At 45.8% G+C, this 26,206-nt stretch carries 25 protein-coding genes; 13 read left to right on the top strand and 12 right to left on the bottom strand.

The genetic code is table 11. From position 1 onward, the window contains the following. Nucleotides 1–10: 10 nt before the first annotated feature. Genes ureC through K5609_RS20275 form a run of 4 tightly spaced genes read right to left on the bottom strand, consistent with a single transcriptional unit; the run spans nt 11 to nt 3,267 of the window. On the bottom strand, nt 11–1,717 hold the full coding sequence (gene ureC / locus K5609_RS20290; RefSeq protein WP_221075214.1) for an urease subunit alpha: 1,707 nt from the start codon (nt 1,715–1,717) through the stop codon (nt 11–13). After that, a complete protein-coding gene (locus K5609_RS20285; RefSeq protein WP_221075213.1) occupies nt 1,714–2,037 on the bottom strand; it encodes an urease subunit beta in 324 nt (107 codons plus the stop codon). The genes ureC and K5609_RS20285 overlap by 4 nt, the downstream gene beginning before the upstream one ends. 22 nt (nt 2,038–2,059) lie before the next feature. Next, a complete protein-coding gene (ureA, locus tag K5609_RS20280; protein ID WP_163133355.1) occupies nt 2,060–2,362 on the bottom strand; it encodes an urease subunit gamma in 303 nt (100 codons plus the stop codon). A 20-nt stretch (nt 2,363–2,382) separates the two neighbouring features. After that, on the bottom strand, nt 2,383–3,267 hold the full coding sequence (locus K5609_RS20275; RefSeq protein WP_221075212.1) for an urease accessory protein UreD: 885 nt from the start codon (nt 3,265–3,267) through the stop codon (nt 2,383–2,385). A gap of 449 nt (nt 3,268–3,716) precedes the next feature. Between K5609_RS20275 and urtA the strand changes: the two genes are divergently transcribed. The 6 genes from urtA to K5609_RS20245 all read left to right on the top strand — a co-directional run bounded on the left by urtA (nt 3,717) and on the right by K5609_RS20245 (nt 10,849). After that, nucleotides 3,717–4,946, top strand: a complete 1,230-nt coding sequence (gene urtA / locus K5609_RS20270; RefSeq protein WP_246612010.1) for an urea ABC transporter substrate-binding protein — start codon at nt 3,717–3,719, stop codon at nt 4,944–4,946. Nucleotides 4,947–5,102: 156 nt separating this feature from the next. Next, nucleotides 5,103–6,710, top strand: coding sequence for an urea ABC transporter permease subunit UrtB (gene urtB / locus K5609_RS20265; protein ID WP_221075210.1), 1,608 nt, complete (start codon nt 5,103–5,105; stop codon nt 6,708–6,710). 3 nt (nt 6,711–6,713) lie between these two features. Further along, nucleotides 6,714–7,910: an urea ABC transporter permease subunit UrtC gene (gene urtC, locus K5609_RS20260; RefSeq protein ID WP_221075209.1), complete on the top strand. Its 1,197-nt coding sequence runs from the start codon at nt 6,714–6,716 to the stop codon at nt 7,908–7,910. Further along, nucleotides 7,903–8,661 (top strand): urea ABC transporter ATP-binding protein UrtD, encoded by a 759-nt coding sequence (gene urtD / locus K5609_RS20255; RefSeq protein ID WP_016403126.1) that lies wholly within the window; start codon nt 7,903–7,905, stop codon nt 8,659–8,661. The genes urtC and urtD overlap by 8 nt, the downstream gene beginning before the upstream one ends. A gap of 11 nt (nt 8,662–8,672) precedes the next feature. Further along, nucleotides 8,673–9,368 carry an urea ABC transporter ATP-binding subunit UrtE gene (gene urtE, locus K5609_RS20250; protein WP_016403127.1) on the top strand — a complete coding sequence of 232 codons (696 nt, stop codon included), beginning with the start codon at nt 8,673–8,675 and terminating at the stop codon, nt 9,366–9,368. A gap of 338 nt (nt 9,369–9,706) precedes the next feature. Further along, nucleotides 9,707–10,849 carry a hypothetical protein gene (locus K5609_RS20245; RefSeq protein ID WP_221075208.1) on the top strand — a complete coding sequence of 381 codons (1,143 nt, stop codon included), beginning with the start codon at nt 9,707–9,709 and terminating at the stop codon, nt 10,847–10,849. A gap of 146 nt (nt 10,850–10,995) precedes the next feature. On the opposite strand, the gene K5609_RS20240 is transcribed toward K5609_RS20245, so the two are convergent. From K5609_RS20240 to K5609_RS20230, 3 genes are all read right to left on the bottom strand, one after another. Beyond that, on the bottom strand, nt 10,996–12,018 hold the full coding sequence (locus K5609_RS20240) for an AraC family transcriptional regulator (protein WP_221075207.1): 1,023 nt from the start codon (nt 12,016–12,018) through the stop codon (nt 10,996–10,998). Nucleotides 12,019–12,250: 232 nt separating this feature from the next. Beyond that, a complete protein-coding gene (locus tag K5609_RS20235; protein WP_221075206.1) occupies nt 12,251–12,652 on the bottom strand; it encodes a hypothetical protein in 402 nt (133 codons plus the stop codon). A gap of 77 nt (nt 12,653–12,729) precedes the next feature. After that, on the bottom strand, nt 12,730–13,785 hold the full coding sequence (locus K5609_RS20230; RefSeq protein WP_221075205.1) for a DUF1254 domain-containing protein: 1,056 nt from the start codon (nt 13,783–13,785) through the stop codon (nt 12,730–12,732). Nucleotides 13,786–14,113: 328 nt separating this feature from the next. On the opposite strand from K5609_RS20230, the gene K5609_RS20225 reads away from it, so the two are divergent. The 7 genes from K5609_RS20225 (at nt 14,114) to K5609_RS20195 (ending at nt 20,575) form a co-directional block, all read left to right on the top strand. Then, nucleotides 14,114–15,082, top strand: a complete 969-nt coding sequence (locus K5609_RS20225) for an AAA family ATPase (RefSeq protein WP_221075204.1) — start codon at nt 14,114–14,116, stop codon at nt 15,080–15,082. A gap of 11 nt (nt 15,083–15,093) precedes the next feature. Next, nucleotides 15,094–16,038: a DUF58 domain-containing protein gene (locus K5609_RS20220; RefSeq protein WP_221075203.1), complete on the top strand. Its 945-nt coding sequence runs from the start codon at nt 15,094–15,096 to the stop codon at nt 16,036–16,038. Beyond that, nucleotides 16,038–16,541, top strand: coding sequence for a DUF4381 domain-containing protein (locus K5609_RS20215; protein WP_221075202.1), 504 nt, complete (start codon nt 16,038–16,040; stop codon nt 16,539–16,541). Before K5609_RS20220 ends, K5609_RS20215 begins: the two co-directional genes overlap by 1 nt. Then, nucleotides 16,534–17,595, top strand: coding sequence for a vWA domain-containing protein (locus K5609_RS20210; RefSeq protein WP_221075201.1), 1,062 nt, complete (start codon nt 16,534–16,536; stop codon nt 17,593–17,595). Before K5609_RS20215 ends, K5609_RS20210 begins: the two co-directional genes overlap by 8 nt. Further along, nucleotides 17,588–18,580 (top strand): vWA domain-containing protein, encoded by a 993-nt coding sequence (locus tag K5609_RS20205; RefSeq protein ID WP_221075200.1) that lies wholly within the window; start codon nt 17,588–17,590, stop codon nt 18,578–18,580. Before K5609_RS20210 ends, K5609_RS20205 begins: the two co-directional genes overlap by 8 nt. A gap of 5 nt (nt 18,581–18,585) precedes the next feature. Next, nucleotides 18,586–19,233 (top strand): hypothetical protein, encoded by a 648-nt coding sequence (locus K5609_RS20200; protein WP_221075199.1) that lies wholly within the window; start codon nt 18,586–18,588, stop codon nt 19,231–19,233. Nucleotides 19,234–19,363: 130 nt separating this feature from the next. Further along, nucleotides 19,364–20,575 carry a hypothetical protein gene (locus K5609_RS20195; protein WP_221075198.1) on the top strand — a complete coding sequence of 404 codons (1,212 nt, stop codon included), beginning with the start codon at nt 19,364–19,366 and terminating at the stop codon, nt 20,573–20,575. Nucleotides 20,576–20,634: 59 nt separating this feature from the next. On the opposite strand, the gene K5609_RS20190 is transcribed toward K5609_RS20195, so the two are convergent. The 5 genes from K5609_RS20190 to K5609_RS20170 form a co-directional block, all read right to left on the bottom strand. Beyond that, entirely contained in the window at nt 20,635–21,591 is a 957-nt protein-coding gene (locus K5609_RS20190; protein WP_221075197.1) for a LysR family transcriptional regulator, read from the bottom strand. Nucleotides 21,592–21,772: 181 nt separating this feature from the next. Next, entirely contained in the window at nt 21,773–22,006 is a 234-nt protein-coding gene (locus K5609_RS20185; RefSeq protein WP_221075196.1) for a hypothetical protein, read from the bottom strand. A gap of 238 nt (nt 22,007–22,244) precedes the next feature. Next, nucleotides 22,245–23,057, bottom strand: coding sequence for an ion transporter (locus K5609_RS20180; RefSeq protein WP_221075195.1), 813 nt, complete (start codon nt 23,055–23,057; stop codon nt 22,245–22,247). 192 nt (nt 23,058–23,249) lie between these two features. Continuing rightward, entirely contained in the window at nt 23,250–25,220 is a 1,971-nt protein-coding gene (locus K5609_RS20175) for a hypothetical protein (protein ID WP_221075194.1), read from the bottom strand. Between the two features lie 26 nt (nt 25,221–25,246). After that, nucleotides 25,247–26,014, bottom strand: a complete 768-nt coding sequence (locus K5609_RS20170) for a hypothetical protein (protein ID WP_221075193.1) — start codon at nt 26,012–26,014, stop codon at nt 25,247–25,249. Nucleotides 26,015–26,206: the final 192 nt, after the last annotated feature.

Raw genomic sequence — 26,206 nt, 5'->3', positions numbered from 1 at the left:
CATTCTCTCCTTAAAATAAAAAGTATCGCTGAGCGAGCGGTAGCTCGGTAGCGGGTTCACATTCGAGCAATTGGCCATCGGCGCGTACTTCATAGGTTTGCGAGTCCACTTCCATATGTGGTTGGTAGTGGTTGTGCACCATGTCTTGCTTCTTAATACTGCGGGTATTTTTACAGGCCACTAGGCGACTAGTGAGGCCTAAGGTTTCATCAATTTTTGCATCTAAAGCGGCTTGGCTTACAAAAGTCACTCGGGTTTCGGTCATCGCTTTGCCGTAAGCGCCAAACATTGGGCGATAGTGCACTGGTTGTGGCGTTGGAATAGACGCGTTAGGGTCGCCCATTGGTGCTGCTGCAATTGCACCACCTTTAATAATTAATGACGGCTTAGCACCAAAAAAGGCGGGTTTCCACAATATTAAATCGGCCAATTTACCCACTTCAACCGAGCCAACTTCATGGGCAATACCGTGAGTAATCGCTGGGTTGATGGTGTACTTGGCAACGTAACGTTTAGCACGGAAGTTGTCGCAACCAATTTCTTTATCTTCGGGCAATAAACCGCGCTGCACTTTCATTTTGTGGGCGGTTTGCCAAGTACGGGTAATCACTTCACCCACTCGACCCATAGCTTGTGAATCGGAGGCGATCATCGAGAACGCCCCTAAATCGTGCAAGATGTCTTCGGCGGCGATGGTTTCTTTACGGATCCGCGAATCTGCAAAGGCCACGTCTTCTGGAATAGCTGGATCGAGGTGGTGACATACCATCAGCATGTCTAAGTGCTCGTCTACGGTATTAATGGTATACGGGCGAGTAGGGTTGGTAGACGATGGCAAAACATTGTCTAAACCACAGGCGGTAATGATGTCGGGAGCGTGGCCGCCGCCTGCGCCTTCGGTGTGGTAAGTATGAATTACCCGTCCTTTAAAGGCGGCAATAGTATCTTCTACAAAACCAGATTCGTTTAAGGTATCGGTATGAATGGCTACCTGTACGTCGTAGTTATCAGCAACCGTTAAACAGTTGTCGATAGACATTGGCGTGGTGCCCCAGTCTTCATGCAGTTTCAAGCCCATCGCGCCAGCCATTAACTGTTCTTCTAAGGGACGCGGTAAGCTGGCGTTACCTTTGCCCAAAAAGCCTAAGTTCATTGGGAAACTATCGGCCGACTGCAGCATTTTGCCTAAGTGGAAAGGCCCCGGAGTACACGTGGTGGCATTAGTGCCCGTTGCGGGTCCGGTGCCGCCACCTAACATGGTGGTGGTGCCCGACATTAGCGCCTCTTCAATTTGTTGAGGGCAAATGTAGTGAATGTGCGAGTCTACCCCGCCGGCAGTAATAATTTGGCCTTCACCGGCAATAACCTCGGTGCCTGCACCAATCTCGATATCAATATTGTCTTGAATATCGGGGTTACCGGCTTTACCAATGGCTTGAATGCGACCTTCTTTAAGTGCGATGTCGGCTTTAACAATGCCCCAGTGATCTAAAATTAAGGCATTGGTAATGACCGTGTCTGGCACCATGGCACAGCTGGCTTGGCTTTGTCCCATGCCATCACGAATAACTTTACCGCCACCAAATTTCACTTCGCTGCCATATTGGGCGTAGTCTTTTTCTACTTGAATAATTAGTTCGGTATCGCCAAGGCGTACTTTGTCGCCCACGGTTGGGCCAAACATTTCGGCATAGGCGCGTTTATCCATTTTGCTCATGCTTGTTCCTCGTCACTTAGTTTGCCCATTACTTCCCCTCTAAAGCCGTATACTTCGCGCTTGCCGCTTAAGGCAACCAGTTCTACGCGGCGGCTTTGGCCTGGCTCAAAACGTACTGCGGTGCCGGCGGCAATATTAAGACGAAAACCTAAAGCGGCTTTACGGTCAAAATGCAGGGCTGGGTTGGTTTCGGCGAAGTGGTAGTGCGAGCCTACTTGCACTGGGCGATCGCCACTGTTGGCAACATCTATGGTCACTGTGGCTAAACCTTGGTTTAGCTCAATGTCACCATCATCAATGATTAGTTCTCCGGGTATCATTTGCTGTTCCTCTACTAGTGGCCTAAGGGATTGGGTTATGCACGGTAACCAGCTTGGTTCCGTCGGGGAAGGTGGCTTCCACCTGCACTTCGTGCACCATTTCGGCAATGCCATCCATAACATCGTCACGGCTTAGCAAGGTGCGGCCCCAGCTCATTAACTCGGCAACACTGCGGCCTTCGCGAGCGCCTTCTACGATGCTGGCCGAGAGATAAGCCACGGTTTCGGGGTAGTTAAGTTTTAGCCCTTTGTCTTTACGTCGCTCGGCGACCAAAAAGGCGGTGAACAGCAATAACTTATCTTTCTCTCTTGGGGTTAATTCCATGTCTGCCTCGTAGTATTAAATTAGGTATTCCAAATTCGTGGGGGAACAGCCGGGTGGCCCAAAGTCACTGGGCGAATGATGGCCCAAGCGGCTTCAAATTCTTGCCTAACTTGTTCGGCCTTATCCCCTAAGTAGCGCAATATGATTAAACCTCGCACCAAGGTAATGCCCACATCGGCGCAGGCTAATTGTTCGCGTAGATCTTCTAGCAATTGTTTTTGCGCCAGCTCATCCAGTAAATCTACCGTGGCCAACATGCAGGCATAAACGTGTTTGCCAGCCAATGCCGCTGGATTAGCGGCAGTATTAGCATTGTCGATTCGGGTATTTTCTATCAACAGTGGGCGCTGCTCGCGATATACCTTGATGGATTGCAGTAGCTCGCCATGGTCAAAGTCTTCGTCGCTAGCTTTACGGCCTAAACAGGTAATTTCCCAAGCAATCAGCTGGGCATTGCCTTGCAACATAAAGTGGCTATCTAAGCGGCCTTGAGCACCATTAAAGACAATGGTTTCTGGCGGCAACCACTCTAAACTGCTGTTGTTCTGTAAATGAAAACGCTGCTCTTGGCGTTGCTGCTGGCGGGCCAAGTTAGAGCGGTATAACTTGCCTGATGCCGGAGTGGTGAGTACTACTTTGCTGCCAGCTAGGCATTCAACGTTCATGAGTAGGTGATCGCCAGCCACTAAGCCACCGGGTGGGTGTAATAAATACACGTGGCAACAATCTGGTGCAGCCAGTTCTGGGTGAAAAGGACGTTGTACCCGCAATGGTCCTTGGCTTTGATTGAGGGTTAAGCGAGTTTTATTAGCGATAGGGGCAAAGCCCAAATCAAGGGTGGCTACCCAACCTTGCTTAATGGGGGCGTGCGAATTGCTGCATGCGATTTGCTCTTGCTGACTCACTGTTATCCTTCTTTCATGGCCGGGAGTGATTTTCCTCTTCCTTAATAGAGCAAGAACTAAACCAGTTTTATCGAGCTACCCTAAGTGCGGTTCCTATTTAAAATAGCGCAAAATCAGCAGTTTGGGATGGATCATTTTGGTGCGCAGTGGCCAACTTGGTGCGTTTGTTTGGTGTTTATTAATTGTTCGATCATTTTGGTGCGTTTATTTGAGGCAAACGCTCATGTATTGTGCGCCCAATTGCTAGTGATATATAAATCATTTGGTTAAGCTGTTGTTTTTATTTGTTATTTTCTACTTGGCATAGTCGATGCTCTAGCTATCTTAGCATTGCATGAGGTACCGCATGCTCTAAAGGACTATAAAAAATAGGAAATATAGCAATGACACAACATAGCAAATGGAAGAAGATCGCAACGGTTGCAAGTGGTGTAGCACTTGCCTTCTCAATGAATGCAGCCCAAGCTGCAGAAACCATTAAAGTAGGCGTATTGCACTCGTTATCAGGCACCATGGCTATCAGTGAAACAACACTGAAAGACACAGTGCTTATGATGATTGAAGAGCAAAACAAAAAGGGTGGTTTATTAGGTAAGAAGCTAGAACCTGTAGTGGTTGACCCAGCATCTAACTGGCCTTTATTTGCCGAGAAAGCACGTGAGCTACTAGATAAAGAGCAAGTAGACGTTATCTTCGGTTGTTGGACTTCGGTATCTCGTAAATCAGTACTTCCTGTAATTGAAGAGCTAAACGGTATGCTTTTCTACCCAGTTCAGTACGAAGGTGAAGAAAGCTCTAAAAACGTATTCTACACTGGCGCTGCGCCAAACCAGCAAGCGATTCCAGCGGTTGATTACCTAATGGACGAAGAAGGTGTAGAACGTTGGGTTCTAGCCGGAACCGACTACGTATACCCACGTACCACCAACAAAATCTTAGAAGCTTACCTTAAGTCTAAAGGCGTAGCTGAAGCTGACATCATGATTAACTACACGCCATTTGGTCACTCTGATTGGCAAACTATCGTTTCTGACGTGAAGAAATTTGGTGGTGCAGGCAAGAAAACAGCGGTTGTTTCAACCATTAACGGTGACGCAAACGTTCCTTTCTACAAAGAGCTAGCTAACCAAGGTATCTCGGCTGAAGACATTCCAGTAGTGGCCTTCTCAGTAGGTGAAGAAGAACTATCTGGTTTTGATACAGCACCTCTAGTGGGTCACTTAGCGGCTTGGAACTACTTCCAAAGCGCAGACAGCGAAGCTAACGAAGAGTTTATTGCTGCTTGGAAAGCTTACACTGGCGACGACAAGCGTGTAACTAACGACCCAATGGAAGCAACTTACATTGGTTTCCAAATGTGGGCTGAAGCGGTAGAAAAAGCCGGTACTACAGAAACAGATCCAGTACGTGACGCTATGTACGGTATCACTGTTCCTAACTTAACTGGCGGTTACGCGGTAATGAACACTAACCACCACTTAACTAAACCAGTACTGATTGGTGAAATTCAAGCTGACGGTCAATTCGACACAGTATGGCAAACTGCTGGTGGCGTAATTGGTGATGCTTGGACTGACCACCTAACTGAATCTAGCACTATTGTTGCTGATTGGACTGCCCCAATTAAGTGTGGCAACTTCAACATCAAAACTGGCCAATGTTCTGGTCAAAACTACTAAGGAACTGTTGCGCTTTTGAGCTCAACAGCCCAAAAGACAAATAGAACCTAGGTACGCGTAAACAGCTAAGTGCCTACGGGCACTTTTTAAAAGGCGCGGCTGAGTAATATCGGTGGCGCCTTTTTTGTATTGAATCAATCAAGAGTAGGGATTGTTTTGAGCATATACATATCTCGCTTCGCACGCTTGTTGGCCGGTGTTTTACTCATGCTTTGGGTATTACCAGCTGCAGCAAGTGATTGGGAGCAGGCAGTGCAGGCCTTAACTGCAAAAAAAAATAATCAAAAACAACAAGCCATTGAACAGCTAATTGCTAGCGGAGACAAGCGCAACAGCCTGATCTTCGAAAGTTTATTAAGTGCCAATCTGTACTACCAAAAATCCGATAAAAAAGTGGTAGTAGCGGTAAAAGAAGGCAGCCTTTATAACTTAAGTTCGGTGGTTGATGGCGCTGAATTAGGTAGCGTTAAAAAATCTCTTATTAAGAAAATCTCGGTTAACAACAAAATTCGTCGACAGCTTCGCAATGGCTTGGCGCTTATTGGTTTAAATGCCGATGAGCCTAGCGCTCGAATAGCTGCGATTCGTTCATTAATGAATACCGCTGACCAATCTCATACGCCGCTTATCGAGCAGCGCCTAGTTGCCGAGCAAGATGAAAAGGTAATTGCCAAACTTAAAGAAATGCAGGCGATTATTAATCTGCAATTTGGCGAAACTGCTGAGCGTTTAGCTGCGGCCGAGCTACTGGCAGGTCAATTAGACCCTGCCTCTCGTAACGTATTAGTTAAACAGCAAGCTAGTGAGCAAGAGCCTCAAGTATTAGCCGCCATTGATAAAGCCATTGCTACCAATGATCAGCTGTTACAAATAAACAGCGTGGCCGAAAACATCTACTTTGGTTTAAGCCTAGGCGCAGTATTGCTGCTAGCCGCAGTAGGTTTAGCGATTACCTTTGGTGTGATGGGCGTAATTAACATGGCCCACGGCGAAATGATCATGCTGGGTGCTTACACTACCTATGTGGTGCAGCAACTAATGCCAAACAATATCGAGTGGTCTTTGCTGGTGGCAATTCCTACCGCCTTCCTCGTATCTGGCTTAGTGGGGGTATTAATTGAGCGCGGCGTTATCCGCTTCCTATACGGTCGCCCACTAGAAACGCTACTCGCCACCTTTGGTTTAAGCCTTATTTTGCAACAAGCAGTGCGCAGTATTTTTGGCCCACTTAACCAAGCGGTGATTACCCCGCAATGGATGAGTGGCTCACTAGAAATTAACGGCGTATTGTCTCTTACCTACAACCGTCTCTACATCATCATTTTCAGCTTTATGGTGGTGGCACTACTGTGGACCATTTTGCGTAAAACCTTCTTTGGTTTGCAAATGCGTGCGGTAACTCAGAATCGCCCAATGGCCAACTCTATGGGTATTCGTTCAAGCTGGGTAGACGCCATGACCTTTGGTTTAGGCTCAGGCATTGCCGGTATTGCTGGTGTTGCTTTAAGTCAGTTAACCAATGTGGGACCAAACTTGGGCCAAAACTACATTATCGATTCCTTCATGGTGGTGGTATTTGGCGGCGTGGGTAACCTATTTGGCACAGTGATTGGCGCACTTACTTTAGGTGTGGCTAACAAGCTAATGGAACCGTTTGCCGGTGCTGTATTAGCCAAAATCTTGGTTCTAGTGTTCATCATTCTATTTATTCAAAAACGTCCTCGAGGCTTGTTTGCCTTGAAAGGCCGTACGGTGGAGGACTAAAGCATGCCTAAGTCTGTATTAGTTCGATTTTTAGTGAAAGACAAAGTGGGCAACGCCATGTTGCTGGCTTTGTTATTGTCGGCGATTTTAGTGCCATTAATGAGTTTGGCGCTTAGCCCCGAGAACCCTTTGCACCTTAGTTCTTACTGGGTAACCTTGTTGGGTAAATACCTATGTTATGCCTTGCTGGCCATTGCAGTGGATTTAGTGTGGGGTTATTGCGGTATTTTAAGCTTGGGTCACGGTGCCTTTTTTGCACTGGGCGGCTACGCCATGGGCATGTACTTAATGCGCCAAATTGGCGACCGTGGCGTGTACGCTAACCCAGAATTACCAGACTTTATGGTATTTCTCGATTGGTCGGAATTACCTTGGTATTGGCTGGGTTTTGATATGTTCCCCTTTGCTATGTTGATGGTGTTTTTGGCACCGGGCATTTTGGCCTTTATTTTTGGTTACTTAGCCTTCCGTTCGCGAGTAACCGGTGTGTACTTGTCGATTATTACCCAAGCCCTTACTTATGCGCTGATGTTGGCATTTTTCCGTAACGACATGGGTTTTGGTGGTAACAACGGCTTAACCGATTTTAAAGACATTCTAGGTTTTAGCTTGCAAGCAGATTCAACCCGTGCGGTGTTGTTTGCCTTAAGTGCACTGGCCTTAGCTGGCGCTTATGTATTGTGCCGCTGGATTGTGAATTCAAAACTTGGTCGAGTATTAATTGCCGTGCGCGACAGCGAAAGCCGTACCCGATTTATCGGTTACCGCGTAGAGCGCTTTAAGCTGTTTGTGTTTGTAGTTTCGGCCATGTTGGCTGGCGTAGCTGGTGCTTTGTATGTGCCGCAAGTGGGCATTATTAACCCGGGTGAATTTGCGCCGCTTAACTCCATCGAAAGTATTGTTTGGGTAGCCGTTGGTGGCCGAGGCACTTTGTTTGGCGCGGTATTTGGTGCGCTGCTGGTTAACTTTGGTAAATCGTGGTTTACCGGTGCATTCCCAGAGCTTTGGTTGTTCTTCTTAGGGGCTTTGTTTGTGGTAACGACTTTGTGGTTGCCAAAAGGCGTGGTGGGTTTGTATGGCAGTATCAAAGCAAAGTTGCAAGAAAGAGCTGCAACTAAGGTAAGCACTGCTGTTGTAACTGAGCCAACTCCAGCAACCGAGAAAAAAGCCGATCCAGCGGAGGGTGCAGTAAATGCGTAGTGTACATATTCCTCAAGACACCATCTTGTATGTAGATGGTGTAACCAAAAGCTTCGATGGTTTTAAAGCCCTAAATAGCTTGTCGTTAATTTTAGAGCCTGGTCAAATGCGCGCGATTATTGGCCCCAATGGTGCTGGTAAAACCACCATGATGGACGTAATTACTGGCAAGCTTCGCCCCGATGAAGGCACGGTATTTTTTAATAACGATATCGATTTAACCCAGCACGACGAAGCCGAAATTGCCAACATTGGCATTGGCCGTAAGTTTCAAAAACCCTCGGTAATCGAAAACCTAACGGTATTCGAAAACCTCGAATTAGCTTTGGCCGGACGCCGTGGTGTGTTTGAATCTTTGATGCATAAACTGTCCTCTAGCGACAATAAACAAATTGGCGACACCTTAGCGCTGATTCGTTTAGCAGATAAGCAAGAATGGTTAGCTGGCTCTTTGTCGCATGGTCAAAAACAGTGGCTAGAGATTGGCATGTTAATTATGCAAGAGCCACAGTTATTGCTCATTGATGAACCCGCCGCCGGTATGACCGACGAAGAAACCGCCCTCACCGCCGAGCTGTTTAAAGAACTGGCTAAAAAGCACTCTTTAGTGGTGGTAGAGCACGACATGGATTTTGTAAAAGCACTAGATTGCCCAGTAACGGTATTGCACGAAGGTTCGGTATTGGCTCAAGGCACCCTTGAGCAAGTGCAGCAAAATCAGCAAGTCATCGAAGTTTACTTAGGGCGCTAGGAGGCGACGGAATGTTAGAACTTTCTAAAGTAGATAGTCATTACGGGGCTAGCCAAGCGCTTTACAATGTAGGCCTAAGTGCCGAGCCGGGCAAAATAAGCTGTGTACTCGGGCGCAACGGCGTGGGTAAAACCACGCTGCTAAAAGCGTTAGCGGGTCAGCAAAGCATTAGCGCCGGCAGCATTATGTTTAACGGTAAAGACATTAGCAAAATGTCGGCGGCGCAACGTGCCAAGCAAGGCATTGCGATTGTACCGCAAGGGCGTGAGATATTTGGTCAACTAACGGTGCTGGAGAATCTTAAAACCGGGTTTTCGGTATTACCTAAATCGGAGCGTTTTATTCCCGACGAAATCTTTCGTTTGTTCCCAGTGCTAAAGCAAATGCTGGCGCGCCGCGGCGGAGATTTATCGGGTGGCCAGCAGCAACAATTAGCGATAGCGCGCGCTTTAATCATGCGCCCTAAATTGTTAATGCTAGACGAACCTACCGAAGGGATTCAGCCCTCCATTATTAAAGATATCCAAAAGGTATTGGCACTACTGCGCGATCGCGGCGAAATGGCGATTGTATTAGTAGAGCAATATTTTGACTTTGCTGTAGCACTTGCCGACAACTACACCGTATTAGATCGCGGCAATGTTGTATTGCAAGGCAGCAAAGACGAAGTAGATGAAGCCGATGTGAAACGGTGGATGAGTGTTTAGATCTTAACTCGCGTTAATGATATGGCCGCTCATTAGAGCGGCTTTTTTTGTGCGTGCTGATAGTCTGTAGCCACACCTTAACTGGTTATTGGGCAAAAATGAGATAGCACAGCTCATTGCTTGCCTCGCAAGCATGACCAAGTCTCCACTCTTATCAGTGATAAGGCTGGCAAAGAACTGATTTGAGGATTGCTCTGCTGAGGCACGACACTTTCCAACAGAAATCGCGCAAGTTGTACGCTATGTGTAGAAATCGCAATACCCCCTGATAAATAGTTTTAAATTCCTTCCATTACACAACGTTGTTGCGTTGCAAATCCACTCGAGGAGGGAGAAAAATGACGAAAGGTGCTATCAATTCTGTTGTTGAGAATCTACTGCCCATTATAGCCTTTGCCACAACGGCGCTGACAGCTATGCCTTCTATTGGCGAAGAGTCCAATTTTGAGCAGACAAAGATGGCCACTATTAGCAATATACCATCTAGTTTTGTTTATTCGGAGCAAGCCGTTAATGCTGGCTCGAATATAACTAATACAGGAAAGGATACCCTAACGTCCGCTAACGATATTGATAACTACAGTGAACTACCAACATCAATGAAATCGACCGATAGTGCCAAGATAGAACCGCCAAAGCACTGGGATCGAGCGTTACCTTTTTATGGTCAACGTGTTATTGAGCTTGGCCACGACTTACCTTATCCGATCGGGGTTAGTTTCATCTATGCAACTACAAGCCAAAATATGGATCTGTATGACCTTTCAGTACAAAATCAAGAAGGTGGATACGTTCCTGTAGAGTTTGTGCCATTTGAAAATAATTCTAGTGAGAGCGCAACACCACAGATCAAACTGGACGCTTGGTTGTTTCCGTTCATGAATGTGTTTGGCTCGGTGGGCAAAGTATCCGGTGATGCAAATGTGAGTTTTAGCATTGATGGTGATGCGCTTCTAGACCAGTTAGGAGTAAACTGTAGTAGCCCCAATAGTGGTTTTCACCAGCGTCAGCAGTGCAAGCGCTGGGAGGGAAATAGCAGTGACGTGTATAGCACCAACGTGAACATGGAGGGAAAAACGTATACTGTAGGCACTGTGCTTGCCGCAGGCTGGGATAATTATTTTGTGTCGATTCCCATTTCTTTCACCAAAATGAAAATGGATGATAGAAGTATCGATGGCACTGTTGTGTCAGCATCGCCAAGGCTAGGCAAAGTCATCCCTTTCCAAAACGGGAACAGTTTAGCTGTATATATCGGCGCAAGCTATATGGACAATGAGCTTAGAATTACCGGAAGTCAGCAAATACCGGGATCAGATGACGAAATTAATTACCAAATTTCCCAACGCACTGCTGATGTATGGGAGCCTATTGTAGGTGCCAACTATACCTTCAACAAGGAATGGTCAGCCTTTTTTGAAATAACAGGTTCCAGTGGCGGTAGGCAGCAGTTAACTGGTGGAATCAACCGCAGATTCTAATGAACTAAATTAACAACAGGGCAGGCTAGCTCATTCAGTAAATCAAACATGTCAAACCACCAAGGAAGGTTAGCTTGCTTCGCCCAAATACCACTGTTCAGTCTTAACCACCTTCTTGAAAGCAGTAGTTATAGCTAAACGTTAACTCACAAGTACTCCTCTAAATTCCCTAAATACTGAGTTGGCGTTTGGCCGTGAGCTTTCTTGAAGGCGCGATCAAAGCTCTGCCTATTCTTAAAGCCCAGTTCGGCGGACACCTGGTTTTCACTTTTCCCCGCCAACAGCATTTCAGGAGCAAGGTTGAACAGTAACTGGTACTTAACTAAGCCAGAGTAGCTCTGCTTTTCCTTCTGTAATCGCCTTTGCAGAGTAATCGGAGGCATGTTCAATATATTGGCAACCAACTCCTGTTTGGGATAGCCAAAGGCTCGAACATAGTTGATGATTTCATACACACAACGCACGAAGTCTGTTTCCTCTGGTAAGTCTGTGTAGCTTAAAGGGGAAAACCTTTTATTACGTGACGAGTGTACTATGGAGCGGCCAATAGGAGAGCAACTTTGCAGCGTGTCGGCCGGAAAGTGAACCTCAGTTTGCTGACTATTCCAAACAATTTCGCAACCGAATATCCTAGCGACTTCCTTGCTTTCACCAATCTGGGAGCCAGGTAGTAGTAGCTTTGTAGGGGAATAGCCGTTTCCGAGATAATGACGCAGCAAGTGGATAAAAACCCATGCCGCCATCATTCCATCAAGCAGTCGCTCTGCCACAACAAGAATTCGTGCATCGTAGCTCCACCTCACTTCATCATGCTCAATCTTGGTTATGAACTTACATCCCGTTTGGATTACGCGGCCTAAACTCGACATTTTCATCACCGCTGAAAAAAGAACTGGAGTTGATTGAGTAATCGCTTGCAAAGGAGGGAAATACTGAAGTTCTATGGAAGAACAGGCTCTGGCAACCAAGAGAGGGTCATTAATCCGCTCTTGAAGAACGCCAAAGTAGCGGGTCATTTCACTCAGGGGCATTGGCCGCATGGGATCTTCGAGCAAACTAGTAGGTATATTTAAGTCTTCGGTGCTGATGCCATAGCGCCCCTCTACTGCTCGTAAGAACATGATGAGGAAACCACAACGTCCAAAGGCAATAGGGTTTTCCGAAGCCATCTATTTACATCCCTGCTATGACTAGATTGAAAGAAAAAGGTGATAACTAAAAGCGTGTTGTGCTTGAGTATCCCTTATCGTTCTACTCTATCCGCAAAACGCCGCAAAGTCTCAGTTCCACCACAAACTGACTAAGACTGAAAGTATGTATCAACAGAAGGAGGCGGCTCGAAGCCCCCCATACACTCATCTTATAGGTAAGAATGAACCAGTGATGAGGGTGATCTACCACTCAGTCGTTCACACTATCTTGGGTTGAAGATGCACCTAACGCTATTATAAAAAATACTCCGCATAGTGACCAAATCACCCCCTTGAGGATAATTGACCCAACATCGTCAATGGGGTGATCATCACGAATTGCCACGCCGCGTATGAACGCCTCTAAATGAGCGAAGAACGGTACGAACATACCTCCAAATGCGTAGCCCCAAGCTCCAACCATCATTAGCTTGGCTCGTTGGTGTCCTTTGAGAAGCATTGTCGCTGCCACAAATAAAAGCCCACCACAGATTAGGTCTTCGACCATTGTGGTTGTATTAATAGAGAAATAACTCCAGCCTCTGCGGGCTATTTCCCCAAACAGAAAAACCGCACTCATCATATACGTTGAAATTAAAAACACTCTAGTCACTTCTTGTACCTCATTTGCGATCAAAAAATCCCCAGAGCGCAAACACGCTATAGGGATTACTATTGCAGACACAACACCTATTTTATCTCTTTGACGTATGGCAGTACACGGTAGCCATCTCGCACTTTCTGGCTTGGAATATAATGACGGAATGCGACGCTAAACATACCAGACTCGTTATCCGTTTCTAGGTTGTTGGTAGCATCTGGGCCACAGCCAAAGCTCACGGTGTAAGTACCATCAGGGTTCTTAGGTGCAAAGTTTGAGCTGACATTTGCGACGTCTTTAAACATAAAGCCGGCCTTGTTGTATACCGTCACAGACCAGAAGGCTTGGTTCTCTGGGTCAGGGAACGTAGCTTGATAGCACTTGTCTGCAGGGAAGTTGCCAGAAACCTCATAAACATTGTCTTTTAACTGCGCTCCGCCCCAACCGATAGCCGCACCGATGGCATGTTTCTCTTCGTTGAACAGCTCTTTTGATTCGTCTTGCGGATTGGTAAACATACCAAAGGTGGCTTGTGCCCCATCTCGCTTGAGGATAACAGGCATCTGTGCTTTCAATTCATCTTCAACTTTATCAAAGGCTTCCTTGTTTACTTGAGGAGCCATAAACTCGTTGCTCGAGCCTGCTTCAATGCTCATTTGATCTTGAATAGCGTGTACTTCATCAAGACTAAAGCGCGTGTCGGTTCTAACAATGATATGAACGTGGTCTCCGGTGTGAGTACTCAGTTCATAGGTCCCCGCACCATAGCGCATCTGCTGAATTCGGTGATCTTCAGTAATGACCTCCAGCGACATATACATGCCACCAGGAATTTCTGGAAGGGTAACCCTAGCGCCTTTGGAGACATCAATCGTGGCCATCGAGTAGTAGGTATCTCGATTCATCCTTACCACTGGCTGGTCATCTGTCGGTGTGAGTACACGCTTGTGCTCAAAATTATTCACTCCGACTTTTTCTTGAACTTTGACGAACTGTCGGGCCGTTTCCAATGTAGGGTAGTTTTGGGTTGTGGCGATTTCGCCATCTTCAGCAAAGTATTCTGTCAAAGTACTAACGTCTTCGGCAAAGGCTGTAGTCGAGGACAAAGCCGCATAAATTAGAACACTTATAGTCGTAGTCTTCATAGTATAACCCTTTAATTTCGTGAAATTTTCTGATTGCTGTCTTGAGTAATGCTGTATACAGATTAGCCACTAAAATCAGCTTTGACCAATGACCTTTGTGTATAAATGTTATGCATTAAAAGCATATTGAAATAACTTTGATATCACTATTTGGTATGTTTTAATTTTTTCAGTTCAAGCGTTGATCTAATAAAGAGAGTCCCTAGCTTACGCGATGGATCAAAGAAATGTTCACTAATAAATTTTTACTTTCAAAAGCTTAGACTCTAGATTTTGAAAGGTAAGCAACTACCTTTAAACAAAGCAAACTCACTAGTTGGAGAAGTAGATGAATCAGGTTCTACAAAATATTCAAGCATTAAAAGCCCAAATCGGGCGTTCCGTGATTGGTCAGCAGCATATGGTTGACACCTTATTGGTTGCATTATTGACCAACGGAAATGTTCTGCTTGAAGGCCTTCCAGGTACTGCTAAAACGCGTTCAATTAAAGCCTTAGCGACAGCCCTAGCTGTCGACCTCGGGCGAGTTCAGTTTACTCCTGACTTGTTACCTTCCGATGTGACTGGTACCGAGGTATACCAAGAGGTTGATGGTAAACCGAAACTTACTTTTCAACACGGCCCAGTGTTCAACAACCTACTTCTTGCAGATGAAATCAATCGCTCACCAGCCAAAGTTCAAGCCGCACTCTTAGAAGCGATGGAAGAAAGGCAGATCACGGTAGCCGGTAAAACCTATAAGTTACCAGAGCTTTTCATGGTGCTAGCCACACAAAACCCTGTTGAACAAGAAGGAACCTATCCTCTCCCAGAAGCACAGATGGACCGGTTTATTATGAAAATAAACCTTGACTACCCCAGTGCCGAAGATGAAGAGCTGATCATCAAAATGGTTCGAGGAGAAGAACAAAAGCAACAAGGAGGCATGGAAGCAATCGATCCTAAGTTTATCTTCGAGGCCCGCAAGCAAATTTCAGATGTCTACTGTAGTGATGCGGTCTTGAAGTACATCGTTAGCATCATTGTAGCAACCCGAGAGCCGGAGCTATATACGGGCTCAAATCTAGCTAAATGGATTTCTGTTGGTTCGAGTCCTCGTGCAACGATTGCTCTTGATAAGTGTGCAAGAGCAATGGCTTGGCTAAACGGCAAGGACTTTGTCGACCCTGATGATGTCAGACAGGTAGTTCATGGGGTGCTGAGGCATCGCCTGATCTTATCCTATGACGCATTGGCCGAAGGTATTACTGCGGATGACGTTATTGACGAAATACTGGCACACGTAGCAGTTGCGTAAGCGAGGCCAACATGACTATCAGCACTGCCATTAAAGACCCTGATTTCTATACCGATCTCGAGTCTTTGAGTCGCTTACGATACAAAGCTACCGGGTTCGATTTCTTACCAAGTCAGCCAATCAACAGCCTATTGACCGGAAGACATGTCTCGAAGCTACGCGGCAGAGGCTTGAATTTCGAGGAGATGCGCCATTATCAAATGGGGGATGACATTCGCACCATGGATTGGAAAGTGACAATGCGAACCGGCAAGCCCCATGTAAAAATTTTTTCCGAAGAACGCGAGCGCAATGTCTACTTACTGATTGACCAGCGTATGAGCATGTTCTTTGGTAGCCAAGGCAAAATGAAATCCGTGGTGGCAGCAGAGCTAAGTGCTCTGATCGCCTGGAACGTCATTGCATCTACCGATCGTGTTGGCGCAATCATCTTTGATGACGAATCAGCACTTACGGTAGCGCCGCACAGAAGTGTTAATCATGTGCTCAAGCTCCTGAGTCAGCTTGTTGTGAAAAATCATGCCTTACACGCCAGCGATAGCGCTGCTTCCAAGAGTTCTTCTTTTGCTGGTTTTTTTGAGCAAGCCCAGCGTCTAGTCAAGCATGATGGTCTTGTCATTATCATTACAGATGGTTATGGCTACACTGCCGACAACGAAGACGCGATCAAAAAACTCTGCCAGCACAACGATGTGATCTTCTGTCATGTGACAGATCCACTGGAACACGAACTTGCTAACTTGGGTACCGTTGCTTTCAGTGATGGCGCAATGCAAGTAGCAGTGCCAAGTGATGATGCTCTATTTAGAGAGAAATTTTCTTATGATGTGGTTACAGCGATCGCTAGTTTTGCAGCCCTGGCAAGAAGGTATCGTATTCCAATGCTTAAGTTTAATACCATCGAAGAATCAGACCTCCAATTAAGGGCAGCCCTTGGCCGCAAGGTGGGCAAATAATGAGTAAGCTCATAGCCAATCTGCACCCAGAGGGAATAACTCCTCTAACCTCCGCTTTAGTGGAACCAAGCCTTCCAGACCCTGTATCTTGGCAGCCAAACGCACCAGGGTGGTATGTGGTGATGTGCGTTATCGCACTTTATCTGACTTACAAGTTTTATTTGCAGGTCAAGCAGTATCGCCTTAATGCGTACCGAAGAGCAGTATTATCAGAGCTAAGCAAACTTGAACTTACTGACCAAGATCGCCATCACTTGCCTTTGCTGCTCAAAAGAACGGCACTGTATGCCTATCCTCGAGAGCAAGTTGCAGCTCTGGTTGGGACTGAGTGGGAGGCTTGGTTAGACACTCACTGTGTAAATAGTGACTTCAGCGGGTGCTGCACTGGCCTTTTAGCCTCGCTAGCTTATTCTCAAACGCCTGCAATCGAGCATCGGCAACTCGTTATGCTATCTAAGGAGGTAGCGCACTGGGTCAAGTATCATGAGGTCAATAATGATTGAATTTGAATACCCTTTGGCATTTCTCCTGTTAATTGCCCCTTGGTTGATGCACCAATTTGCGCCAGCGTACAAAACTCAAAGCAAAGCCCTCAAGGTGCCTTTTTTTGAGCGCTTAGTCGCGGTGTCCGGAAAAGAGGCCTTGGCGGGCTCGGCCGAGCTTAAACGCCGAAAAGTTCAGTGGTTATTAGTGGTAGTTGGCTATCTCGCACTGGTGGTTGCTATTGCTAAGCCTGTTTGGCTAGGCGAGCCCATTGAACAAAGAAAATCCGCGCGAGAAATCATGGTAGCACTCGATTTATCAGGCTCTATGTCAGAGAAAGACTTTGTTGGAGCCTCTGGCGAGAAAGTAGATCGACTAACCGTCGCCAAACAAGTACTAAGCGATTTTGCGGCCCAACGAGAGCATGATCGATTAGGTTTGATTCTGTTTGCTGACGCGGCTTATGTGCAAGCACCATTCACCGACGACCTTAGCGCTTGGCAAGCATTACTCCATGAAGCCCAGCTGGGCTATGCGGGGTTTCAAACTGCCTTTGGTGACGCAATTGGCTTGTCCATCTCGCTATTTGAACAAGAAAAAAGTCGCCAACGGGTACTGATATTGCTTACCGATGGAGACGACACTAGTTCTCAGATGCCTCCTATCAAGGCAGCCGAAATCGCCCGTAAATACAAGGTTAAGATATACACCATTGCCATGGGTGACCCGAGTACTGATGGGCGCTACAAAATGGATTTACCCACGCTCGAAAGCGTATCTGAAATCACTGGTGGACAGATGTTCCATGCCATGGATTCAACAGCGTTGCAACGAGCTTACGACGTCATCAATAGCTTAGAACAGCAAGAGTTTAAGGTAAGTTCACATCGTCCAAAGCACGACTTACATCATCTCGCTTATGGCGTTTTTTATGCCTTACAGCTAATTGGGGTTGTCCTCGTGCTCTTCTCCAAACTCAATCCGAGAACCGAAAAAGCGACTATGGGCGCTGGCGCTGACAGAGATATCACTCAGGCATGCCAAACGCCCCCACAAGGAACGCATCATGATTGATTACTTAGCTTCACTTGTGAGTGATGATATCAGCAACTTCCATTTCTTAAGGCCGTGGTGGTTGGTCGCGATTCTTCCAATACTGGCTTTTTACTCCATCTTACGAAAAGAAGATGACCTTACTACTCAGTGGCGAAAACACATGTCGCCTAAAATGGTTAAGCAGCTAACGGTTAATACGCAGAGTCATGCTCACCTAACCCCGAGAAAACTATTCTTAGTAGTTGCGCTTATCGCTACCTTGGTTATGGCAGGCCCATCATGGACCCGACAAAGCTCTCCTTTGTTTGAAGACAAGTCGGAATTGATCATTGCGCTCGATGTGGCAGAGAGTATGTATAGCACAGACCTTCAACCAACTAGGCTTACCAGGGCTAAGCAAAAGGTTGTGAAGTTGATAGAACGCCGTGGGGATGCGAAGACCGCATTGGTGATTTATGGTGGAAGTGCCCATGTTGCTATGCCTGCTACCAAGGACAGTACCTTGGCCCGCTACTTCCTAGATGTTTTTGATTTGCAATTGTTGCCTGACCAAACCACCGCGCCGGATGCGTTTATTCAACCTGCCCGCCGCTTACTTGAGAAGACAGAAGTCCCATCCACGGTGCTGCTACTGACCGACAAAACTGACGAGCAAGCCATTCAACGAATGCAGCAAGAGTTTGCTGACTTACAGCACCAAGTGGTGGTGTGGGCGATTGGCGAACATCCGGAAAGTGGCGCAGGAGCGCCTCAGCTGGGTATTGGCCTTGGCGAAGTCGAGTTGGGACACTTAGCTGATTTGGCCAAAGCTGGTCATGGAGAGATGGTCCGATTTACTCATGACAACTCTGACGTTGAACAAGTTTATAGGTTTATCAAAAACAACCTGTTTAGTTCAAATGATGCAGAGCAACCTTGGTTAGACGCTGGCTATTGGCTGCTATTTATCTTACTTCCACTTCAACTTATGTGGTTTAGACGAGGTTGGACACTGAAATGGTAACCGAGATGAAAAAACTGTATCCAACTATGCTTGCTGCGTTTTCGCATTTAACACACCTAAGCCCTGTCAAACGGTGGACTGTAGCTTTAGCAATATTCAGTGCTGCTTTGTTAGTTTGGCATCAGTTGTCTCCCGCTTCGTTTGGCAATGCTTGGCTGTCTAAAGATCAACAAGCCGCGATTTACTTTCGCCAGGGCCAGTACCAGCAAGCTAACGCCGTTTTTGAATCACCAGCCTGGAAAGCGTATAGCAGTTATTTTTCAGGCGATTTTTCTTCTGCGGTCAAACAGCTAGAGAGCATAGACCACCCCGACAAGTATCTCGCCATCGCAAATGCTTACGCCCATTCCGGTCAGTTTGAGAAAGCGCAGGCACTGTATCGGGCTCTCTTCCATGATGAAGCTTTATCTGAAGCGGCGAAAAAAAATCATGATTTGGTGGCAGTGGCCATGGAAAAGCTGAAAGATGCTACTCCTGAGAAAAGCACCAATAAAACCATTGACGACAGAGAGATAGCGAGCGAGGAGAGTGATAAGAAGTCAGATAAGCCTGTCTTGATGTCAGACCAAATTTGGTTGAATCAAGTGAGACAAGATCCTTCAAGTTTTCTGAGACAAAAATTTCAAAGTGAGTACGCTAATGAGCAGAACTAGAACACGCCTATTCGCACTTTATCCTAGCGTAGTCTTCGCAATAGCAATGTGGGTTTTCAGCAATGTCGCTCTTGCTGTTAGCTCCTTCGAACAAGCCTTGTCTGAAGAGCAGGTCCGAGTTGGGGTGAATTTGAGTAGTCAAGACGTGGTCGTTCGAGAGCGAGTGACTCTTGACATTGAGCTGCAGAGCTTACACCCATTCGCAAAAGACCTGACTCTTCCCTACGTGGATATCGAGGGGGTTGTGGTCCTCAATGATAAGCAACCTGTAACCAGCTCTGTTCGGAGCATCGGAAATCAAAAGTGGTACACCCAGAAAACTCGGATGTTTCTCTTCCCGACCCTAGCCGAAACCTATGTTCTGCCGACGTTGAGCATCAATACTGCCATTACTCCACAAAATGGCAAGGTTCTCGAGGGCCGCGTAAATTCTCTCCCTATAGAGTTCAAAGTAAAAGCTATAGGTCTAAATAGTACCGAAGCTTCATCTCTGGTAGTCGGTAAGAAAGCGTCTTTATCGCTACAGCGAGACAGAGAAGCGGGAGAAGAGTTGGAAATTGGCGATGCCATAACATTTACTTACAAACTTGATGTCGCAGGCTCTGATACCGTTGTTTTACCGGAGATCAAAATCGATGTTCCAAATGGCACAGAGGTTTATCGCAAACCAGCAGAAAAAGAGAATATCCTCAACCCATTGAGCAAAACCAATAACGCTGTAGTCGAGCAGCGCTTCACTATCATTTTTCAAGAACCAGGCAGCGTTATTGTTCCTGCGGTGCAGATACCGTGGTGGGATACAGACACACAAACACTAAAAGAACTTGTCGTTGAAAAACAAATCGTTGTTACCGGCGACAGTCGAGTTTTGAACCTCGCCAGTAGTGGAGTATCTAAATTTTTTGATAGTGCCTTCGCTTGGTTCAGGGTTAACGGGTATGCAGAGGTTATCCTGTTTTTTTCTTCGGGTACGATCTTATGGTTGCTATTCAAGTTTGGTGCGCTGGCGTACCTCGCTTCCAACAGTAAGCGACGCGCTCAGCGCCGCTCACGTAAGCGACTGTTTTTATCACACATTGATAGCCAAGCGTATTCCAAAGCAATACAGGTCTTGTACCTGATTGTCAGTGCTGAGCGTAGAGACATAAATGTGGTATCGCTTCACCTAGACAGTGAATCAAAGAAGATATGGGAACGGCTTCTTGAAGCAGCTTATGATAATGAACAAATATGCGATGTGAGTATCATGGAGGCAGGTATTTTGCTGAATAGAGTGATGTATCCGGTGACAACAAAATCAACGGGGTTCCAGTTTAATTGGCGGCTGAATCCACAAAAATAGCTAGTTACAATTTGGCACTAAAAGCACTGGTAACGCACAGCTTCCGCATAGTCGCGTTGCTAATATGAAGAAGCAAAGATGTCATCTCTGATAGTGGCAATCAGTAAGTCCTTGAACCATTTGTGGGCTTCACTATCCAAAGTACGTTTATGTTGTATTAGATACAGCTCTACCTCGACACTCTCGATGTGCTTTAGACCCAATATTGGGATTAGCTGCTCTTCCAAGTTCTTAACTTGACCGAGCATATGAGTAGAAGCCATCACGCTCAATGTACTCTGCATAACCTCGATCAAAGAAGTAATATGACCACTCTTAAAAACAAAGCTACGGCGGTACCCCTTGCTCTCCAAGTAAATATCTACTGGATTGTTAAACTCGACAAAAGAGCTTATGTCTAGGCTCATATCAACAAAGCGATAAGCCATTACATCATCTAAACTAACTTCACTGCTTTGAGCTAAGGGGTGGTTTTTTGATACATAGAAAACCGGATATGTTCTCCCTAACAATTGACAAGGGAACTCCGCTTCATCTTTTGGTCTCTCGATATGGATTGAGAAATCAACATCACGTGATGCAAGGTGTTGAACCGGGTTGTCCGTTACAGGGTATTCAGCCAAACTCGCCAAGGGTGCTTGGCTGATAAGGCTCGAAACTAGCGGTACAGAAAGAAATGTGCTCATCAAGGGGGGCATTGAGATAGTAAAGGTATTCTCACATCCACCCGGATTAAACTGAGTCTTTGAGAACAGACTATGCGTGGATACCAGAAGATCATCGAGAGGACCTTGTAGATCCAAAGCTTTTTGAGTTGGAGTAAGCCCGCTGGACTCGCGGTAAAATAGCGGGTCATCAAAGGCCTCGCGTAACCTCCCCAAGGTTCTACTCATTGCAGGCTGAGACAAGTACAAGCGCTGAGCCGCTTTAGTAACGTTTCTCTCTTTGAGCAACACGCTGAGTGAAACCAATAGATTGAGGTCAATTCTTGAGAGTTGTTGCTCCAGTGTCACCATTAAGCGTTTCAACTCCTTTTTTTGGCTTATTATCTATTCATTTACGTTGCAATGAAACGTCTGAAAAGTGCTTTTGTTAAATTACATCTAGAGTTTATCAACGCAGGTTTAAACACACAATGGGGCACTAACGCGTTAACTAAAACTAGATTATTTATCAGCTTAGATCTTGGTATTTGAATTAGTCTAGGTTCTTAACCGCTAGTGTTGCTTCATCATTCACCGCTTTTGCTCGCCGCTCACAGGCGCCGGATTTGCAGTTTTGCAGGCAAAGCTTCCATAGCACGCGTTTGGCTTCTGGTTGTATATCGGCTAAGTCATTGATGCAAATGGCTCCCTGAGCAAGCAACTGTTGTAGCTTATCTACCGAGAGGCTTAACTGGATCCTTGGTGATGTTGAAGAGTGATGTTTCATGGTAATGTCCAAACACTTGTTGCGAATAGTTATCATTAACTATCATTGAGTTTGGAGCAAGGTTTTGTTTGATGTTTGTTCGCTTTATACCAATCACATTAAGTCAGTGATCAAAAATAACGTAGTTATCGAGTATTTTAACCAGATAGAATGAACAGTTACTTAGTACGATTGGTATTACTGCTTAGAACAAAAAAGCTTAAGGGCTTATCTGCCCTTAAGCTCGCTTATTACGCTACTATTTTTGCTGCTTAAGCAGCGCTTTTATCTCGCTTAGTTCTTGCTGTAGTTCTCGCAGACTCGGCTCGTTGGTGCCTTCGGCGAGGCTTTTTTCTTCACGTACTTTAGCGTGTTCTTGTTCCATCACATTTACCACAATGCCAATCACCATGTTAAGAAAGGCAAACGCCGACAGGAAGATAAAACTAAGGAAGTAAATCCAACTTAGGCTGTATACCTGCATGGTTTCGTACATTACGTCGGTCCAGTCTTCAAAGGTCATCACTCGGAACAAGGTGAGCATGGAGATGGCAATGTCGCCCCACAGTGTTGGGTTAATGGTTTCGAATAAGGTGCTGCCAATGGCGGCGTAGATGTAGAAGATGATGAACATTAGCAGCATTACGTAACCCAGCTGCGGCAGGGCTTTAACCAGCGAGGTAAGCAAGATACGCAGCTCGGGAATTATAGACACCATTCGCAGTACCCTAAATACCCGAATTAGGCGACCAACTATAGCTAGTTCAGAGTTTTCGATAGGGACTAGGCTTACCAATACAATTAGGGTATCGAAGACATTCCAGAAGTTATTAAAGAAGTGCTTTTTATTGGGCTCGGCAATAAAGCGAATGCTAATTTCGACCACAAAAAACAGGGTGATGAGGTAGTCGAGTATGATGGTGGCAGTAATAACTTTAGGCGGCAGCGAGTAGGTTTTTGCGCCAATAAGTAAGGCAGAAATTAAGATCACCGAAATTACAAACAACTCAAACAGCTTGTTACGTTTAAGGCGTTCAAATTGGCTTTGCAGGTTTTGGCTATTAGTGTTCAATGTTTGTTACTGCGGTGTTATGAAATGCTGTTAGCAATTTTGCCGCAACCTTAGCAGTTAACTCAAGCTTTCAAGATGAAGATTAGCCTGTTAAGCGCTATTAATGGGTTTGTTGATAAAGCTCTTGGTATTATTGAGATACAAAAAAAGCCGCTTTAAACAAAGCGGCCTTTTAGGTTTAGCAAAATAAACTTAATTTTCTAAGCTAGTTTCTGCCTCATGGTCTTCTTTTTGCGCTAGCGCGGCTTGAGCTTTGGGCGCATCTAGGCTTAGTTCGCTGCTGCGGTTGGCTAAGCGCTCTGGGGCCGATTCTGCTTTCATTTGCAGGTTAGAGCTATTGTATTCATCTACTACTTTACGCTGCTCGTCGTTCATAGCCGCGGTGCCTGCGCGGTTGCCAATGCTGTGCATTAGTTCGTGATGAAGTTCGTCGGCTAAGTTCTCGTCACCATGCATGGTCATAATATGGCGAGGGAACATTAAGTTAGTGCTACCAATGCCAGCAAAGGTAGAGCTAATGACTCGCGTAACAAACAAACGTGGCTGAATGGTTGAGGTGAACACACTGGTTTCTAGGCTAGTGCTGTCGTTATAACCTTTACCAAAGGTGCGCGTATCTTCTTTTACCGTGCCTTTACACTTGAAGTAAACCAAGCTTGATTCAAACTGAATTTCGCTCCAAAACGGATGGCTTAGGTTGCTAAGCAAACGGCCAAAAATGGCACAAATGGTGGCAGCAACTAACAAGGTAAGAATGGTAAAGAAGCTTTCAATGGTAGTTTGAACAAATGCTGGTCCGGTTTCATCATCCAGTAGCTCAAACGCTACACCGTCGAAAAAGCTGGTGTAAGTGGTTAGCGGAGTGAGTGCGTAAAACACCAATAAGCTGGCGATTAGCAGTAAAGCCTGAGCCAAACTGGTTGAAGCAATACGCATTTTTTTGCTTACTGGTTCGTCGTTTTTCTCAACAGTTTTTGGTTGAGTTTCTTGAATCAGTTCGCCATCAAATTCGCCATTGTTAGGGTTTTGGCGAGCACTCAAAGGTTTATAAACACGGTTTGGCACCTTTTTGTAGCGACGACGCTCCATCACTTGGTGGGTAAACTCGTTGAATATATCCATTGGGCGAGCGCCTACTTCGCTGGTGCGAGGCAGTTTGTCGGTGATCTCGGTCGTTGGGTTAGCTTGCTTGGCACGCAAGGCGGTTAAACCCAATACCAAGGCACAGCTAATTACTGAGAAGACAAAAATTAAGCCTAGCCAGATAGAGTTGCTATAGCTGTTGTAGGCCAAATCTAGCATTTGGGTTGCCCAAGTCATGCCTTCGCTTAGCTCTGCTTCTATCTCTAAACCACGTAGTTGAGCGGCAATAACATCTTGGTACTGGCCTAGCTCGTAGGCAAAGAGTTTGCCCAGAAGCATGTTAACCAGTACTGGCACACTTACACACACCGCCACCATTTTAACAAAGCCAAAAGCGCTAACGGTTTCGATACCACGACCTAAGCTGCGGTTAAGTGGGCGGCCAGCTTTAAACCATACTAAGGCTACGTAGCAGAGTAAGGTAAAGGCAAAAAATGGCATTAAAATAGTAGCTTTATCGCCAGCTAAACCCACCGAAGTAACAAAGCTTAAAATGGCAAAAGCAAATAGCGCCACTAAGGTTTGTACTAGTGCCCCAACAATGCGCTGCGCCAAGTTTTGAATTGGGTAAGGCACAAAAGTGATTTTAGGAAATAGGGTGTGCAGCATTCTGGCTACTAAACCCACTGGTTCTTTAAAGGTGTAGTTTTTGCTACCCACCAACATCGATTCAATTTGTTGTTGGTCGTAGGCTACATCGCGTTGTTCACGCTTAGCACTGTCTTGCTCAGAGCTTGCATGGTTATAAGACAGTGAAGTAGGTGCTGAGCGTCCCACGTAAAAACGCATTACCTGCATTAAGCCACGCCCTAGTGTCCATAGGCCATTAGCCATTAACACAAAGCCGATGATGGCGAAGGTCCACCCAGTAATTGGGTGGGTTTGTACTGCACTTGCTACGTTTAATAGTGAGAGTAAACCTAGCAGCGCTGTGATGCCGCCTCGAATGGCACGCAGGGTGCCTTCAAAGCGGAAGGGATTGCGGATCCCTAAGTCGAGTGAGCCATGTTCAAAAGACATGTTAGTTCCTTAAACGATATCTTGGTTTAAATAAGAGTTTGGTAGCCGTCGGCGTCGGTTTTAGGTTCTGCACTTGAAGAGCCAGAAATAGGGGACGGTGTTGCTTGGGTGGTATTGGCAAAGGCTGTTGTTAACTGTTGTCTTATGGTCTGGCCAAAAGCTAAGCGCATCTTATTGCGTAAGCGACCCAGAGGAATGCCAACAAATAGTTTGCTGAGAATAAAGCCGACAATCGCGCCCATAAACGCCCAGCCATAACTTACGTTGTTATAGCGTGCTGCATCTGCAAAATTGGCAATTAAGTGAGGGGTGTCGAGCAATATATAAGGCATTGATTGAAAGAATGACGCTATCCCGTAACGACTGATTCCCGAACCCGCCCAAAACGCACACCAAGCAAACAGTAGTGCTAAGAAGCCAGTAATTAGTGGGCTCCATTTTTCTAATTTTGCGGCAAAGCCTTGTAGCGGAATAATGCGTTTGGCTGCCGTAAGAAGGTTTACTTGCGTGGTATAACCCAAGAAATCATTGGAGTGAAGGAAGTAGCCAAAACGAAAAGTTTTCTTCGTTTTTTTGTCTTCGCCCCATAGGGTTGAAATATGCTGGGTGGTTGGTGGAATATCAGGCTTAAAATCGACGCCCATGGTTTCGACTTTGCCATTGTTATCTTCTAAATATATGTTGATTCCATCACTAAAGTGTTTAGAACCACCATAGGTTTTGGTTACTGAAATAATATTGAAGTCATAGTCATTTTTACCCACTCTAATGGTGGTTGGGTGAGATGTTTCCATTCTGTTCTCGCTACTGCAATTGGTCTAGTTAACTCAAAATATGGACGGTAAACGCCCACCAATGCAGATTTTGCGGGAAGAATATTACACTAACAATGCGCTTAAACTAAAGATTATTATAATATTTAAAAAAATGTCATTGCTTTGATTTATATGATTTTTGCTTGATATTAGGGCTGTATTGTTGAGCGC

Origin of the sequence: Agarivorans aestuarii, from assembly GCF_019670125.1 — a bacterium.
GTDB lineage: Bacteria > Pseudomonadota > Gammaproteobacteria > Enterobacterales > Celerinatantimonadaceae > Agarivorans > Agarivorans aestuarii.
This window is presented reverse-complemented; position numbering and strand designations above follow the sequence as displayed.